This is a genomic window from Roseivirga sp. YIW32 (assembly GCF_057219245.1).
In genome coordinates this window covers 910,535-927,267 of the sequence record NZ_JBXVVG010000002.1, presented here as the reverse complement: position 1 = coordinate 927,267, position 16,733 = coordinate 910,535, and the positions used below count along the sequence as shown (strand labels likewise).

General features: G+C 43.8%; 17 protein-coding genes. 6 read left to right on the top strand and 11 right to left on the bottom strand.

All coding sequences use genetic code 11. The features are described from left to right. Positions 1-3 precede the first annotated feature (3 nt). The 3 genes from AC2D6U_RS12855 to AC2D6U_RS12845 are packed head-to-tail and all read right to left on the bottom strand — an operon-like array spanning position 4 to position 3,017. Positions 4-801: a rhomboid family intramembrane serine protease gene (locus tag AC2D6U_RS12855; RefSeq protein WP_484721393.1), complete on the bottom strand. Its 798-nt coding sequence runs from the start codon at positions 799-801 to the stop codon at positions 4-6. Between the two features lie 5 nt (positions 802-806). After that, positions 807-2,642, bottom strand: coding sequence for a DNA mismatch repair endonuclease MutL (mutL, locus tag AC2D6U_RS12850; RefSeq protein WP_484721392.1), 1,836 nt, complete (start codon positions 2,640-2,642; stop codon positions 807-809). A gap of 15 nt (positions 2,643-2,657) precedes the next feature. Further along, a complete protein-coding gene (locus tag AC2D6U_RS12845) occupies positions 2,658-3,017 on the bottom strand; it encodes a hypothetical protein (protein WP_484721391.1) in 360 nt (119 codons plus the stop codon). Between the two features lie 78 nt (positions 3,018-3,095). Between AC2D6U_RS12845 and AC2D6U_RS12840 the strand changes: the two genes are divergently transcribed. From AC2D6U_RS12840 to AC2D6U_RS12830, 3 genes are read left to right on the top strand one after another with little or no spacing between them, the layout of a single operon-like run. Next, entirely contained in the window at positions 3,096-6,011 is a 2,916-nt protein-coding gene (locus tag AC2D6U_RS12840) for a serine hydrolase domain-containing protein (protein WP_484721390.1), read from the top strand. Between the two features lie 45 nt (positions 6,012-6,056). After that, on the top strand, positions 6,057-7,193 hold the full coding sequence (bshA, locus tag AC2D6U_RS12835) for an N-acetyl-alpha-D-glucosaminyl L-malate synthase BshA (RefSeq protein WP_484721389.1): 1,137 nt from the start codon (positions 6,057-6,059) through the stop codon (positions 7,191-7,193). Between the two features lie 9 nt (positions 7,194-7,202). After that, positions 7,203-7,994, top strand: coding sequence for an NAD-dependent epimerase/dehydratase family protein (locus AC2D6U_RS12830; RefSeq protein WP_484721388.1), 792 nt, complete (start codon positions 7,203-7,205; stop codon positions 7,992-7,994). Here the strand turns inward: AC2D6U_RS12830 and AC2D6U_RS12825 are convergent. The 3 genes from AC2D6U_RS12825 to AC2D6U_RS12815 form a co-directional block, all read right to left on the bottom strand. Continuing rightward, positions 7,991-8,170, bottom strand: a complete 180-nt coding sequence (locus AC2D6U_RS12825; RefSeq protein ID WP_484721387.1) for a hypothetical protein — start codon at positions 8,168-8,170, stop codon at positions 7,991-7,993. The genes AC2D6U_RS12830 and AC2D6U_RS12825 overlap by 4 nt on opposite strands. Before the next feature lie 122 nt (positions 8,171-8,292). Then, positions 8,293-8,721 carry a DUF1761 domain-containing protein gene (locus AC2D6U_RS12820; protein ID WP_484721386.1) on the bottom strand — a complete coding sequence of 143 codons (429 nt, stop codon included), beginning with the start codon at positions 8,719-8,721 and terminating at the stop codon, positions 8,293-8,295. Between the two features lie 98 nt (positions 8,722-8,819). Beyond that, the gene (locus AC2D6U_RS12815; protein WP_484721385.1) at positions 8,820-9,713 is read right to left on the bottom strand and encodes a MerR family transcriptional regulator; all 894 of its coding nucleotides are present in this window, start codon (positions 9,711-9,713) and stop codon (positions 8,820-8,822) included. A gap of 114 nt (positions 9,714-9,827) precedes the next feature. Here AC2D6U_RS12815 and AC2D6U_RS12810 point away from each other — a divergent pair, with 114 nt between their 5' ends. From AC2D6U_RS12810 to AC2D6U_RS12800, 3 genes are read left to right on the top strand one after another with little or no spacing between them, the layout of a single operon-like run. Beyond that, positions 9,828-10,925: a vWA domain-containing protein gene (locus tag AC2D6U_RS12810; protein ID WP_484721384.1), complete on the top strand. Its 1,098-nt coding sequence runs from the start codon at positions 9,828-9,830 to the stop codon at positions 10,923-10,925. Between the two features lie 3 nt (positions 10,926-10,928). Then, positions 10,929-12,455, top strand: coding sequence for a sigma 54-interacting transcriptional regulator (locus AC2D6U_RS12805; protein ID WP_484721383.1), 1,527 nt, complete (start codon positions 10,929-10,931; stop codon positions 12,453-12,455). A gap of 26 nt (positions 12,456-12,481) precedes the next feature. Further along, on the top strand, positions 12,482-13,153 hold the full coding sequence (locus tag AC2D6U_RS12800) for an AlbA family DNA-binding domain-containing protein (RefSeq protein ID WP_484721382.1): 672 nt from the start codon (positions 12,482-12,484) through the stop codon (positions 13,151-13,153). Positions 13,154-13,187: 34 nt separating this feature from the next. On the opposite strand, the gene AC2D6U_RS12795 is transcribed toward AC2D6U_RS12800, so the two are convergent. The 5 genes from AC2D6U_RS12795 to AC2D6U_RS12775 all read right to left on the bottom strand — a co-directional run bounded on the left by AC2D6U_RS12795 (position 13,188) and on the right by AC2D6U_RS12775 (position 16,715). Continuing rightward, positions 13,188-13,508: a heavy metal-binding domain-containing protein gene (locus AC2D6U_RS12795; RefSeq protein WP_484721381.1), complete on the bottom strand. Its 321-nt coding sequence runs from the start codon at positions 13,506-13,508 to the stop codon at positions 13,188-13,190. Between the two features lie 37 nt (positions 13,509-13,545). Continuing rightward, positions 13,546-14,049, bottom strand: a complete 504-nt coding sequence (locus tag AC2D6U_RS12790) for a cupin domain-containing protein (RefSeq protein ID WP_484721380.1) — start codon at positions 14,047-14,049, stop codon at positions 13,546-13,548. 74 nt (positions 14,050-14,123) lie between these two features. Continuing rightward, positions 14,124-14,696, bottom strand: coding sequence for a YceI family protein (locus AC2D6U_RS12785; RefSeq protein ID WP_484721379.1), 573 nt, complete (start codon positions 14,694-14,696; stop codon positions 14,124-14,126). 97 nt (positions 14,697-14,793) lie between these two features. Then, complete coding sequence (locus AC2D6U_RS12780) at positions 14,794-15,825, bottom strand: phosphotransferase enzyme family protein (protein WP_484721378.1); 1,032 nt, start codon at positions 15,823-15,825, stop codon at positions 14,794-14,796. Continuing rightward, positions 15,825-16,715, bottom strand: a complete 891-nt coding sequence (locus AC2D6U_RS12775) for a nucleotidyltransferase family protein (protein WP_484721377.1) — start codon at positions 16,713-16,715, stop codon at positions 15,825-15,827. Before AC2D6U_RS12775 ends, AC2D6U_RS12780 begins: the two co-directional genes overlap by 1 nt. Between the last annotated feature and the right edge of the window lie 18 nt (positions 16,716-16,733).

Here is a 16,733-nt window from a genome sequence, read left to right as displayed (position 1 = left end):
GGGCTAGTAAAAATCTCTTCTTTGGGCTTTCCAATACCTGACCATAAAGAATGCGATCAGTGCACCTCCGATGTGTGCCAAGTGCGCGACATTATCTCCTGGTGCGCGCTGCAGCTCTGCATAAACCTCATACAAAATGTACACACTCACCAGATACTTGGCTTTGATCGGGAATGGTATAAACAAGAGAAATAGCTCAGTGTTTGGAAAGAACAAAGCAAAGGCTGCCAGTATTCCGAATACCGCCCCGGATGCACCCACCATGTTGTAGCGCCCGTAAAGATTATAAAGCTCTTTTGCCAAACTCACCGATTGTGCACGAAGGCGAGGGTCTTGCTGATTTCTGTCGTACTGGTCGACAAAATCATAGATCTGCGGATTAAGGTTGGTTCCATGATCGACCAACAGTCGATTAAAGCCCTCGGAGGTTGGATTATCCACATAGGCTTCTACGTCTCTTTTGACATCGATCACCTCGATGTAGTTCACCGCGGTATAGAATAAGCCTGCCCCGATTCCAGTGACCATGTAAAGAATCAGGAATTTCTTTTGACCTAAAAACTGCTCCAGTAAAGGTCCGAAGATGAAAAGGGCAAACATGTTTCCGAACAGGTGCATGATACTTGCCGTAGAATGCAGGAACATGTAGGTGATGAATTGGTACGGCTTAAACTCGGGTGCCAGAATAAAATGAAGCCCTAAATACTTGCCTAAGTCAAGACCAACGAACATTTGAAACAAGGCAATCGCAATGTTGATAATCAGTAAATTCTTAACAAGCGGTGTAAGTCTTCCGAACATAAGTATTAATTAAAAAGCTGATCGATCTTCTCCATTCCTAAAATATGCGTGGTTCTTGTTCCATTGGGGGCATAACCGGGCTGTTGACAAGCGAACAGTTGGTCAATTAACGAAGACATCTCCTCTTGTGTTAACACAATCCCTGATTTTATCGCAGAACGTTGAGCAATTGCTCGGGCAATGCGCTCATCTACTGGCAAACTTAAGCTTTCCTGAAAGTGCTTGAATTGCTCAATGAAGCCTTCAAACAATTCCTTTTCGTTTGTTGATTTCAAATCTGCCGGAACACCATTGATCACCAAGGCCGATTGACCAAAATTGGAAAATTCGAATCCAATAGCGTGCAATTCATCCTTCATGTCATTGACCAAACTGAAATCTGCACCACTGAGCTCTAAGGTCTGTGGAAAAAGGGACTGCTGAGAAGCTCCAGTTCTGTTCTTTAATTGCTGCAAGAAACGTTCGTAAAGGATGCGCTCATGGGCCCGATGCTGATCAATGAGCATGAGACCTGATTTGACCTGTGTGGCAATGTACTTCTGGTGAATTTGAAAATAGACTTTCTTTCCCAATTCTTGGAGAGGGGGTGCTGAAGGCAAGTTCACTGAACTACCTAATCGAATGGTTTTGGGTGACTCCGGATGAATGCTCATCTGGGCTTGCTCCTCCTCGTCACGAATGTCTTTTTTTAAGCCTTCGTAGAGCTTTTCCCATTGCCCTACCGGTTGCTTCTTATCAACCGTTCTGAACTGACCATAGTCGCGTTCTTGTTGCTTATTAGGTGTATCCGCAGCGGGTGGCCTAAAATCTGCAAAATTCACGTCTTGATTGAAATCTATTGCCGGAGCAATGTTGTGCGTTCCTAAGGCTTGACGTACTGCTGCCTTTACAATGGCATAGACTGTTCGTTCATCGTCGAACTTGATCTCCGTTTTGGTGGGATGCACATTGATGTCAATGTGTTTTGGGTCTATCTCGATGAATAAGGTGTAAAAGGGAAAGGTCCCCTCCTGCAATAAGCCCTCAAAAGCCGTCGTCACAGCATGGTTGAGGTAACCGCTTCTAATGAATCGCTGATTCGCGAAAAAATACTGTTCACCTCGCGTCTTTTTAGCAGCATCCGGCTTACCCACATAACCCCAGACTTTGAGCAAATCAGTCTCTTCTTCACAAGAGGCCATTTGGTCTTGATACTTTTTCCCAAAGAGGCCCACAATGCGTTTGCTTAATTTCGAGGCAGGCAACTGATACATTTCCAAGTCATTTTGAAAGAGCGACATGGATACATTAGGGTGAGCCAAGGCCACATGAGTAAATTCATCGACAATATGCCGCATTTCTACAGCATTGGATTTCAAGAAATTCCTTCGGGCGGGTACGTTAAAAAAGATATTTTTGACACAAATGGAGGTCCCGGTTTGAGTGGCAATGGGTTCTTGCGATTTCACCTCACTCCCTTCAATGCAGATCTCCACCCCCAACTCGTCTTCTGGCCTGCGCGTTTTCAATTCAACCTGTGCCACCGCGGCAATAGATGCCAATGCCTCTCCACGAAAACCCATGGTGCGAATGGTAAACAGGTCCTCGGTGGTTTTTAACTTGGAAGTAGCATGACGCTCAAACGACAAACGCGCATCAGTGATGCTCATGCCTTTGCCATTGTCCACCACTTGGATCAATTGCTTTCCGCTTTCCTTCACGATCAATTTGATCTCTGTTGCACCGGCATCTATGGCGTTCTCCAGCAATTCTTTGACAACAGAAGCGGGACGCTGCACAACTTCGCCTGCCGCAATTTGATTGGCCAGGTGATCTGGTAAAAGCTGAATAACGTCAGGCATATAGTTTTTGGACTCTTACTTTCTAAACTTCTTCCAAAGATAGAAAGGAACATAGAGCAAGAGAAGATAAAACACCTCAGATCCAATGTAAAGGAAGCCTCCTGCAAAAAGAACCAACACAATGAGGATGATCAAACGAAGCATCATGGTCTGGTCGACACCACCACCTTTTGCGTGCTTCATGTTTTTTCGGAATGACCCGGAGATCTTTGAGCTGTATCCTGCGTCAAAGGCAGCACCATCCCCCATGCCAAGTTCTGACTTGATGCGAGAGGTACGTATTTCAATGTCCTCCTTAATCGGGTCATAATAGCGGGGCTCAACATGGAAGCGTTGATACTTTGGTTTTTTTATTAAGCTTGGTAGTCTCATCATACCAGTTCTGCCTTACAGTCGTTCTTTAATTACGTAAAATTATGGTTTATTTGCTGCTAGTAAAATCCTTACGCTTCTATGCATAAAAAAGTTATTTCCTTAACCTTCGGTTTACTCCTCCTATCAACTAATCTTCTAGGTCAAAAGATCTACAATAAAATTGATACGACCAAACAGAGGCTATGGGCAGATAGCGTTTTTCAGGCCTTAAGCCCCGATGAACGTTTGGGGCAGCTTTTTATGGTGGCGGCTTATTCAAATCGAGATGAGGCGCATTATCAAGAAATAGCAGGACTGATCAAGGAGTACAACATCGGAGGGCTCATTTTTTTTCAAGGAGGACCTTTCCGTCAGGCAGCACTGAATAATCGTTACCAAAGCATGGCAAAAGTACCGCTCATGGTGGCCATGGATGCAGAATGGGGCATTGGCATGCGCTTAGACTCAGTCCTCGATTTCCCTAAGCAAATGACTCTCGGGGCTATCCAAGACGAACAGTGGATCTATGAAATGGGCAAAGAGGTAGCCAACCAATTCAAATTGATGAAAATGCACATCAATTTTGCTCCAGTGGTTGATGTCAATGTCAACCCCAAAAACCCTGTGATCGGCTACCGGTCTTTTGGAGAGAATAAATTCAACGTAGCACGAAAAGGCAAGGCTTACATGAAAGGCCTTCAAGACCAGCGCATCATGGCCAATGCCAAGCACTTTCCCGGTCACGGCGATACCGATGCGGACTCACACTATGCCTTACCCGTCATCAAACAAGACACCGTTCGAATGAACGCCACTGAGCTCTACCCTTTCAAAGAGCTAATGAAAGACAGCTTACTTTCTGTCATGGTGGCCCACCTTCAGATACCGGCATATGACGATCGAGAAAATATGCCCACAACGCTCTCAGAACGAGTGGTCACCCAGCTACTCAAAGAAGAACTTGGTTTTGATGGTCTCGCTTTCACCGATGCCATGAACATGCAGGGTGTGGCCAAATACTATGACCCGGGAGAAGCTGATGTGAAAGCACTTGCGGCTGGTAATGACGTCATTCTCTTTCCACTTGATGTCCCGAAAGCTCTTCGACAGGTCAAAAAAGCGCTCAAGAAAGGGCTTCTAGACCAATCCTCTATTGACCAACGTGTAAAAAATGTATTGAAGGCGAAGTATTGGTTAGGACTTGAGGAAAGCCAACTGGTCAACACGACCAACCTCTACGAACGGATCAATAACGATTATGCGAAGAGACTGAATAAAACATTGTACCAAAAAGCCATTACCGTGGTAGACAATTCAAACAATGTTATTCCTGTGCTTGAGCTTAGCAACAAGAAAATTGCGACTGTCAGTTTTGACAAAGAAGCGACTGTTTTTACCGCCATGATGGATAAATATGCCCCTGTTGAACACCTGGTGTTAACTGAGCTCTCAATAGAAAGCTTAGACTACCTCGCGAATTTTGACCTAGTCACTGTGGCCTATCAGGGCATAAAGAATTCACCAAGCGATCAGCACGGGGTGTCAAACGAAAAAGTCGAATTCATCAGGAAACTACAGGCGAAAACTCAAACCATCACGGTTGTGCTTGGCAATGCCTATGCACTGCAATATTTTGAAGGAGTCAACAACGTGATTTGTACCTATGAAGACAATTCCATTGTACAAGAGCTAGTCCCTCAGATCATTTTCGGTGCCCTCAAAGCTGAGGGCCGACTTCCGATCAGTGCGGGAAAAAGCTTTAGACAAGGAACGGGCATTGAGACACTCACTACCTCAAGATTAAGCTATGGCAGTCCGGAGGAAGTCGGTATGCATTCAGACAGCTTAGGTCAAATAGAAGCCATCGTCAATCAAGCCATTGCAGATCAAGCCACCCCTGGCGCTCAAGTATTGATCGCACGCAAAGGAAAAGTGATCTATCAGCAGAATTTTGGCTATCAAACCTACGACAAAAAGAAACCGGTTGACGACAACACCCTCTATGATATTGCCTCTGTCACCAAAATAGCTGCGTCTACTCAGATCATCATGAAGCTCTACGATGAAAAGAAGCTTGACGTGAATAAATCGCTCGGGCATTATCTACCCGAGTTAAAGGGAACGAATAAGGAATCATTGATCATACGTGATGTCTTGAGTCACCAAGCCGGCCTCAAACCATACATTCCTTTTTGGGAAAAAACCGTCGATAAAGGGGAGTTAAAGCCTGAATACTTTTCAGAAGGGGTTGGACCAAATCACAATTACACCATTCAAGACTTGCCCTTACCCATAGCGCTGGAAGATTCACTTTGGCAATGGACAGTTGCTTCTGACCTCAGGGACCTTCCCAAAGGTGAGAAGAAGCATGACTACCTCTATTCAGACTTAGGGTATACCTTAATGTTCAAATTGGTTGAATCCATCATTAAAGAACCCATCGAAACTTATCTGAAACGGGAGTTTTACAAGCCACTAGGCATGCACCGTACTACTTACCTGCCCATAGACATGGGATTCTATAGCGACATTGCACCGACTGAGGTAGACACCTACTTTAGAAATGACATTGTTTGTGGTGTTGTTCACGATCAAAATGCCTCCTTGATGGGTGGCATTTCTGGGCATGCGGGTCTTTTTAGCAATGCCAACGACATGGCCATTTTGATGCAGATGAACTTGAACATGGGGAAATATGCAGAACGCACTTTTTTCGAGTCATGGACGATCCCCATTTTCACAATGCCTCAATCGGTCAATAACCGAAGAGGCATGGGCTGGGACAAGCCGATAACAGGTACCGATGAAGGTCCAACCAGCCAATTTGCCTCGGCCAGCACCTTCGGCCATACTGGTTTTACAGGAGCCTCCGTATGGACAGATCCTCAAGAAGAACTGATTTTCATTTTTTTGTGCAACAGGACTTATCCTGATAGTGAGAACTTCAAATTACTAGAAGAAAACATCCGAACCCGTATTCAAGACATTGTTTATCGTGCCATTGTTGAACCTTAAAGACCGTTCCCGGGTTAAACTCTCTACATAGATGAAATTTTTAGGATGAAAATAGGAATCGTTTGTTACCCCACTTTTGGAGGTAGTGGTGTCGTAGCTACTGAACTTGGCAAGGGTTTGGCAAAAAAGGGGCATGAAATCCACTTCATTACTTATTCACAACCCACCCGTTTAGATTATTTCGACAACAACCTTTTCTACCACGAAGTGGACATTCGAACCTATCCGTTGTTCAAATACCCACCATATGAATTGGCCTTGGCCAGTAAAATGGTTGATGTGGTCAAATACGAAAAACTCGATGTGCTGCATGTACATTATGCTATTCCGCATGCGTCAGCCGCAGTATTGGCAAAAAACATCCTTAAAACCCATGGCATTGAGATACCTGTCGTCACCACTCTCCATGGTACCGACATCACATTGGTTGGAAAAGATCCTTCCTATGAGCCTGTTGTGACCTATAGCATCAATGAATCTGACGGCGTCACGGCTGTTTCTGAAGACCTGAAAAAAGATACCTACAAACATTTCAATATCACTAATGAGATTCGGGTGATCCCCAATTTCATTGACTTGGAAAAATTTCAAAAGCAACGCAAGGATCACTTTAAAACGGCCATTTGTCCAAATGGAGAGAAATTATTGGTGCACACCTCTAACTTCAGAAAAGTAAAGCGTGTGGATGATGTTGTGCGCATCTTTAAAAATGTGCTAGAAACTGTGCCATCAAGACTCCTCCTGGTCGGAGACGGTCCAGAGCGAGGACCCATTGAAAGCCTCTGCCGTGACTTAGGCATTCACGATGAAGTCCGGTTTTTGGGAAAACTAGAAGCCATAGAAGAGGTGCTTTCTGTCGCAGATCTCTTCATCATGCCCTCCGAAAAAGAGAGTTTTGGACTGGCAGCACTAGAGGCAATGGCCTGTGAAGTGCCAGTGATCTCCTCCAACGCTGGAGGAATTCCTGAGCTAAACATTGATGGAGTAACTGGTTTTACTTCGCCCATTGGGGACGTGGAAGAAATGACAAAAAATGCACTCCATATCTTGAGCGAAGACAACCTCAGTAAATTCAAAAAAGGTGCACTCGAAAGAGCCAAAGAATTTGACATCGAAAAGATTTTGCCCTTGTACGAGGCCTTTTACACCGAAGTCTCTGAGTCCATCTTGGCCAAAAACTAAAAGGTACTTGTGTTGGAAAAAGTCTCGATCATTGGATGTGGATGGCTAGGTTTTAACTTAGCTCAGGCACTTCTAAAAGAAGGATATGATGTGTTGGGGAGTACCACCACGGAAGGCAAAACAGAAGCATTGGCGAAAGCGGGAATAACCCCTTTTCTCTTTCGTTTAGAGCCCATGCCGACTGGGAATTCATTCCAAGTACTCTTTAGCAGTGCAACACTCATCATCAATATTCCACCAGCAAGTCGCAAAAATCCTTCAGCATACTATCGCGAGCAGATCAAGTACCTCAAATACTTACTCCAAGGAAATCAGGAAGTAAAACGAGTGATCTTCATCAGTTCGACTTCTTTTTACCCCAATGTTGACCACTCTGTTGACGAAAACACTCCTTTCGACATCGAAAAGGGTTCGAATCAGGCCGTAGTATGGGCCGAACAAGAAATTAGTGAGATTCAACAGGATCTGGTCATTTTGCGTTGCGGAGGTTTGATGGGAGATGACAGAATCCCCGGTCGATACTTTGCAGGAAAAGCAACGAACGGGAAACTCAATCCAACCAATTACATTCATCGAGACGATGTGATTCGTGAAATCAAAGGCCTTCTACAAACGAAGGCCTGGCCTAACATCAAAAATCTTGTTCACCCGGCACATTACACGCGTGAAGAAATCATGACTGTCATGGCAAAGAAATACGCCTTCGATGCCCCTCTTTGGGAGGAACCTCACCACCAGTCGACCAAGATCGTGAACAGTATCCATGACCTTGGACAACTGATCGATCCGTTGACCTATTAAGCTGCGTCAATGATTTGATCCAGCGGTTGACCTTTCTTCAATTGCTGAAGAGCTTGTTTTGCTTTTGACTTATTTTGATCCCTTAAGAAATCCTCAAATTCCTTTTGCGCAATTTCCCAGCCAAGTTTGTAGGCTGTAGGGTCCAATGACCTGACATGACCTTTTACTCTTATCATATGTTTAAATGAATAATTCTCTAAACCGAGAAATGAACCAATTGGTTCCTCCATGCGATAAGACAGAAGAATCTGCTCGAAGTTCCTTAGGCCAGCAAAAGGCGACGATGTAGACCCCTAACTTATTGCCAGGCAGCAAGTATAAGTCCAACCAGCGTGTAAGCCACCACATGGTATCCTGAATCGATCAGCATCAGGGCAACTCCCTTTCGAGCAAAAAGATAATTCATGCTTATGGAAGGCAACAAAAAGAAGATACCCGTCATTAGACCGTACATGGCACCTGCTGAAACCGTCATTTCCATTTCGCAACCGGGCTCGGCAACAAAACCAAAGAAGAAAATGGCCATTCCCACAGAAATGAGGATGGCCATAATGAAAGCCGATCCGAAGAGTTTACCCATGTTGGCCGATTTCATCTCATCATCTGAAAGGCCAACCCCTCTTTGCCAGATTTTACCAAAAAAAGGTCCATACCACAGGGCTCCTAGAACAAAGAAAGCCACAGCAGCTACCACCACAGCTAACCAATTGATAGAAGAAAAATCCATAAAAACTGATTTAGTTGATCAAAAAAATTGATTGGCTGACGAAAAATCGATGAAGAGTCAGCGCAATTCCCAACAGAATATAGTGATTTCTAACAGATTTATTCTTCCAAAATGGGCATCAGGTCTTCAATCTCTGGAATTAAGAGCACGTTATCCGGGTATTCGAGCTCTTCCATGAAGTAAGGGTTACCTGTGATCAGAATACTTTTTGTGGCAAAAGTTTCCGACAGTTCGTACACATAGGCTTGCGTGTCGAGCTTCGATGCTGGAGCTTTGATGAAGGTAAACAAGGTATCAGGTTGCGTGATGGACGTAACCTGCTTTAGGTCCTTGAAGGGAATATCAACACCCAAATAAATGCATTGCTTACCTCGGTTTTTCAGAATGTACGTGAACAAAAGGATCAACAAATCATGGAATTCCGATTGTGGCAGAAACAGGAGATACTTCTCGGCGTTCCGTTGTGGCATCATTAAGCCGTCAATGGCTACGATGATCTTTTGCCGTATCAATTGGTAAATAAAATGCTCCTGTGCTGTAGACACCTCACCTGTTCTCCACATCACTCCAATTCGTTTCAAAAATGGATAAATCACGTCTTTTAAGACCTCTTCAAAGGTTTTGCTCAATAAGCTGGCAGACAAGATCTTTTCAAATCGACGTTCGTCGAGGTCTAGCATGGAAATGACCAGTTCATTGACGGCAGAACTCAATTGCTGATCCTTCTTTGAGCTTATGCTGGCATCAATGACTTCACGCAATTGCTCCATAAACTCCTGCTCATTGAATTTGTAGACCTGAGATATCTTATAGCCATTGTCAAGCAGCAAGGTCACATTCAGCAAATACTTCAATTGCTCCTCATCGTAAAAACGGATATTGGTGTCCGTGCGGTGAGGCGTCAGTAATTCATAGCGCTGCTCCCATATTCGAATGGTATGTGCTTTGATACCCGAATATCTTTCTAGATCTTTTATAGAGTATTTCACCATTGAGTTGGACAAATTAACCATTGCTGCCTTCCAAATCAATACAATTGATCTGAACGCAAAAGAAGACTTGTTTTATTAAACCAATTCCAAGGCAAAACCGTTGAGATAGGACGCATGAAAGGATACCGTTTTTCTAAATACATTCCACAGCCAAACAAGGGAGATTCAAGCTTTGAGAACCTGCTTGATTTGTTTCTACAATTGGTCAGTATAACGGGCGGAGATGTTGCCGAAGCCTTGGCATGGCTAACCAACTTGGATCAACAATATAACATCACAACCGATGGATATGGAATTGGTGATTTCATCGATGAGCTGAAGGAACAAGGCTACTTATCTGAGGACAATCAGAAAGGTAAGTTTGAAGTAACGGGTAAAACCGGTCAGGAAATCCGACGTTCGGCCTTGGAAGAAATCTTCGGCAAGCTGAAAAAATTAGGCAAGGGACAACATCGCACCAGCCATACAGGAACCGGTGATGAAACTGGAACAGATAGACGACCTTTTGAGTTTGGCGATTCGCTACAGCAGATCGCCATGACGGATTCCATTCGGAATGCCCAGATCAATCACGGCTTTGGCGACTTCAAAATGACAGAGGACGACCTTGAAGTGGTGGAAACGGAATACAAAACACAGACCTCGACCGTACTGATGATCGATATTTCGCATTCGATGATCCTCTATGGAGAAGACCGCATCACCCCTGCCAAAAAAGTTGCAATGGCTTTAGCCGAGTTAGTAACGACAAAGTATCCAAAAGACACACTTGATGTGATCGTGTTTGGAAATGACGCCTGGCAAATTGAGATCAAAGACCTGCCCTTTTTACAAGTGGGCCCCTACCATACCAATACCATTGCCGGACTCGAGTTGGCCATGGACATTCTGAGAAGAAGAAAGAACGCCAATAAACAGATCTTCATGATCACCGATGGAAAGCCAACCTGTATGAAAGTGGGCATTAAATACTACAAAAATGCATTTGGCCTTGACCCGAAGATCTTAAACAAAACGCTCAATCTTGCGACACAGTGCAGAAGATTACAGATTCCAGTCACTACATTCATGATCGCTTCAGACCCTTACTTGAAGCAGTTCGTGGAAGAATTTACCCGAGCCAATAATGGAAATGCTTACTACAGCAGCTTAAAAGGACTGGGACACCTCATTTTTGAGGACTATAAGAAAAACAGAAGAAAAAGATTCTAGACAATGAATTATAACGAATTGAAGGCTGATCAACTGATCAAAATACACACATTAGGTGAGTTGAAAGCATCGGGTTACGAGAGCAAATCGGTAAAGCAGGAGCTACGCGACAACCTCATCCAAAAATACCAACAAAAGCTACCCACCTTTGAAGGTATCTATGGCTATGAGGACACCGTAATTCCCGATATGGAACGAGCGATTCTTTCTATGCATAACATCAACCTGCTGGGTTTACGAGGACAAGCAAAAACGCGTATTGCCCGTCAAATGATTACCTTATTGGACGAATATGTGCCAATTATTGCCGGCTCTGAATTGAATGATGATCCCTTACATCCTATTTCTCGCTATGGGAAAGAGCAGGTAACCGAACATGGCGACCATACCCCTATCGCATGGCTGCATAGAGATGAGCGATATTCAGAAAAGTTAGCCACCCCTGATGTTTCCATCGCCGACCTTATTGGAGATGTTGACCCCATCAAAGCGGCCTCATTAAAGCTCCCTTACTCCGACGAACGCGTCATTCATTACGGACTAGTACCACACGCCCATCGAGGCATTTTTGTGATCAACGAATTGCCCGACCTCCAAGCGAGGATCCAGGTAGCGCTGTTCAATATTCTGCAAGAAGGAGATATTCAGATCAGAGGTTTTAAGCTCCGTTTGCCTTTAGATATTCAATTCGTGTTTACAGCCAATCCGGAAGATTATACCAACCGAGGCAGCATTGTGACTCCATTGAAAGACAGGATCGATAGCCAGATCATCACGCATTACCCGAAAACGAGAGAGATCGGAAAACAGATCACTGCCCAAGAAGCGAACATCAAAGAAGCACAGAAACAAGCCGTTGTGGTGGATGCCATTTCCCAAGACTTGGTTGAGCAGATTGCCATTGAAGCACGAGAGAGCGAATATGTGGATGAAAAAAGTGGCGTATCCGCTCGCTTGACCATTGCTGCCTTTGAAAACATCATCAGTGCTGCAGAGCGCAGAAGCCTGCTTAACGGTGAAAAACAAACCTACATTCGGGTTTCTGACTTTGTTGGCGCCATCCCGGCAATCACCGGAAAAGTGGAGCTGGTATATGAAGGTGAGCAGGAAGGTGCCGGTATTGTTGCCCATTCATTAGTGGGAAAAGCTATTCGAACAATGTTCACGGATTATTTCCCGAAACCGGATGATAAAGACAAGAACAAAGGCAATCAGGAAAACCCTTATGCCGAGATCATCCAGTGGTTTGGTGAAGGATATACGATCGATCTGCACAACGATTTGTCCAACAAGGACTACGAGGAGGCACTTCATATCATTCCCGGATTGGAAGCCTTGGTGAAAAAGCATCAACCCAAAGCCAAAGCGCATGCGAAGCTATTTTTGATGGAATTTGCATTACACGGACTGGCAGAATATAGTAAATTGAGCAAAACCGCGCTAGATACAGGAACGCGCTTCAAAGACCTCCTGAGCAGTATGTTCAGCATGCCAGATATGGGAGATCTTGATGAAGACGACTTGAATTAAGTCTTTAGCCACTGTTGTCATTTTTTATGGAATTGAATGCAATAAAGAGTTTGACCCGCAAAGGAGAAGGTCAACAACTTGAATTCAAGAAAAAAGCCAATCATCCAGAAAAAATTGTGAAAGAATTGGTGGCTTTCGCGAATGCCGATGGTGGTACCTTATTGCTCGGTGTCGATGACGATGGAACCGCCTCTGGTGTTCGTTCCATTGAGGGTGAACTCTTCTTTTTAGAAGAAAGCATTCGAAAACTTATTCGCCCAAAACTCCTTTATACCAGCGAGATCATTAAGGTCAATGAAAAAAAAGGGTTGGCTGTTATTGAAGTTCAAGCCAGCAAGGGAAAAGTATTTCGCGTCCGATCGACAGACGAAAGCAAGAAAGGAAAAGCCTATATCCGTAGAAGAGACAAGAGCATTCAAGCCAGCAAAGAGGTATGCGAAATCTTAGAACGTAGACACAAGAAAAAAGACATTCAATTCGTCTACGATGAAAAAGTACAAAAGGCTATTGGACTTTGTGAGAAGCACGATTTTACCACCATCAAACGCCTCAAAGAAGACGCCAATATTTCAAAATACATTGCTGCTAGAACATTGATTCGACTCGTCTTGGCTAATGTGCTGGAAGTTGAGCCTATGGAAGAGGAAGACCGATTCTATTTAAAAAACAGCCATTCCTCTGAAGAAGAATGGCATTAAAATTCACAAATAAGCTGACCTTACTGTAGACAAACTATTTGTAGATAACGGCAGTACCACTGGCTGTTACCATCAGCATGCTACTGCTCTGTCCGATCGTCTCATAATCCAAATCGATGCCCACAACGGCATTGGCACCCAATCGTTGTGCATTTAATTGAAGCTCTTGCATGGCCTCTTCTTTTGCTTCGCGGAGTACCCGTTCATAAGAGCCCGAACGGCCACCTACTAAATCGGTAATGCTTGCAAAAATGTCCTTGAATAAATTGGCTCCTATAATGGCTTCGCCTGTGATCACTCCTTTATATTCTGTAATTGTGAATCCTTCAACGGTATTCGTAGTTGTTAATAGCATATAATTAAATCGTTTTGAGTTTAGCCTTATGGCATACTTACTTTTTCGTAAAACGTTCAATAAGGTTTTTGTGCATTGGATAAGCGGACAATAGGCTTTGGCGGTCGGCTAATATGAAGTCTTCAAACTCGAAACCCGGAGCTACGGTGCAGCCCACTAAAATGTAGTCTCCTTCGATCACCTCAGCGGCAAACCAGGTGTTTTGGGAGATGATGGCTTGAAAACTAACCTCCGCATCGGAAGGCTCACCAATGAGCGCTTGCTGATAGTCTCCTGTTTCACTAATCATATGAATTCGTGCTTTACCACCGGTGTGGAAATGCCATATCTCATCCGAACTCAAACGATGAAAATTAGAAACCGATTCTCTGGTCAGTAAGAAATAAATGGAGGTGCCGAAAACCCTGGACGTTTTATATCTGTCGGGAAGTTTAGACTCGTGTATGCGCTCGTTAGACCTGTAGGTTTCTACGAAATATCCTCCCTCCGGATGCTCCTGAAGATTGAGTTTATTAATCCAATACTGTGCGTTCTTTTTCATAAGGGTACAAGTATCAAAAAAGGCTGATTAATTAGATTAGCAGCCTTTTTTAAATCTTAAACTACAACAGATGCTTATTGCACAGACATCTCAATATTGCATTCAATGCCTATAATTGGGGCAACTGATCCACTTGCTCCTGTGACCCCAAATACATTTCGGTCTACTTCTCCTGTCAATTGAAAGCCCACCAAGTCCTTGTCCGCTCTATTTTTGGTAGAACCAATATGAGTTGCCAGTAATGTCACTTGCTTAGTATTTCCTCTCATGGTTAAGTTGCCAACCACTTCGTATTGTTTGTCTCCGGTTTTCTTGAAAGATGTGCTTTCAAAAGAGACTGTCGGATGATTTTCAACGTCGAAAAAATCGGCTGATCTCAAGTGTTTGTCTCTTGGGGCCACATTGGTATTGATGCTTTCTACTTGCGCAGTGAAACTAACTTTTGCCCCACTAAAATCAGTAACACTCCCTCCTTCTACTGTTGCCTCGAATTGATCGAATCGTCCATGAACAAACGAAATTCCATTGTGCTTGGCACTGAATAAAACACTCGAATGCGATGGATCTATTTTCCAAGTTTGTCCACTGACTTCAAGGATTGAAACCAGCATCAGCAAACTCAATGCGTACTTTAGAAGTTTTTTCATATCGTCTATCTAATGAATGAATATAGTAAGAATTCACTGAGTAGTTCTACTTCTTGACTTCAATAAGGCAGTACTTCAGTCGTTTCTTGAGAAGTTTTTACTCATCCAGCCGATAATTATGTGCAAGTGCTTCTTCCATCAAGGCAAGTAACCTGAATTGATTTCTTGCACGAATGAAGTTCTCATTTTCAAATTTGATCTTGTAATAAACATCGCCTTGAATAAAATCAGTTAAGAAACGGACCCCCATAAGATAGGTCATGTACAAGCCTCCAAATTCAAGCGATGCCACTTCAACATCATCCAAAGGAAAACTTAAGTGGCCGAGGTATGCCTCTCTAAGTGTTTGAAATAATTCAGGCCTCACGATCAAATTGGTTGGGTCCAACTCATTTTCAGCAGCTGGGGTGAACAATGAACGCATCAAGTCACCATAATCATAGAGAAGGTACCCTGGGCCTATCGTATCCAAATCAATGATTTTAGCAAAGGTGTCATCTTGCCTCCGCAGTAAGATATTGGCCGCCTTTGCATCGTTATGACAGAGCCTTTTGGGTAAACCCGCTAAAACGTAGTGCTGAAATCTTTTGGCTATCCACCGAAAAGAGAATGCTTCCAGAATCAATGCTGACACCATCTCCATTCTGTTCACAGGATTCAATTGGATTGCCGTTTCAAGTTGAAAAAGTCGTGAACCTAAATCGTGGAAGTTCGGAATGGTCTCTTTGAATTGCTCAGCAGAGATATGCGCAAAAGCACTGGCAAAAGTGGCAAAGCCAGCGCCAATATGACGAACGATGGAAGGGGATTCTACCTGATCAGGGGAATATGCATCTTCAAGAAATTCCTGTAGCCTCCAGCATTGCCCATTATAGAGCACATGCACTTTCCCCTCTTTCGAAATAAAATGGAAAGGGAAAAGCTCTGGCTTCGCCTGAAGGACGAATTGCACATTATGCTCAAGAATATCGGCATACTTGAAGACCTTTTGATTGACTCGTTGTAGAAGGTATTGTCGTCCACCCGCCTTCACCAAAAACGTATCATTGATGTGGCCTAAACCAAAAGGAGCAATCTCTTCGACTGCTCCTTCTATGTTGAAAAACGCTATCGCCGCTTCTGGCTTCATTAGCCGATCTTTTGAGGGTACTTGCCCGCTGCGATCATTTCATTAATCCCTTCCACTACAAAAGGCTTGTCTTCTTTATAGGTCACACCCAACCAAGATGCACTTGTCGGCACTACCTTTACCGAAGCCTTTCCCTCGTCCATCAGGTTATCGACTTCTACGGGAATAAAACACTCGGCTTTAGGGTCTTCGTGGTTATTCGCAACAAAGGTCAAGAATTTATCTTCAAAAAGAGATAAGACCGATGGAGGGAAACCCCAAAAATTCATCGACACATAGGTGTCTGGAGCGAGCGTCTGCTTTTCTCCATTTTCTTCATAAAAAATCTCGTTTCCATTTTTTCCAATGGCTAGTGTTTCCTTGATCCCGGTCAAGTTCATTGACTCGTCCACTTGACAAACTCCTCTGTTTACAGTACCATGATCAGAAAGGGTGTTGACCAATTCATAGCCCATGATCAAATACTCATTCTCTTTAAGCTTCTTAATGGCTTCAACGGCTTCACCAAAGGACTCCTGCCCATAATAATCATCCGCATTGATCACCAAAAAAGGCTCATGGATCAAATGCTTTGCAGCAAGAATGGCATGTGTCGTGCCCCAGGGTTTCTTTCGGTTGGCCTCATAGGCTTTGGTATGCTCGGTGTATTGGTCTTGGAACGCATACTCCATTTCTATTTTTCCTTTGAACCGCTCTGCATAATGAGCATCAAAGGCTTCTTTTAAATCCGTTCTGATGATAAAGACCACTTTGTTAAACCCAGCATTGATGGCATCATGAATAGAATAATCCATGATGATCTCACCGTTAGGTCCAATACCATCCAACTGTTTGTTACCGCCGTAACGGCTTCCCATTCCGGCTGCTAATATCACTAAGGTTAAATCCATAATTCACTCTTAAAAAGT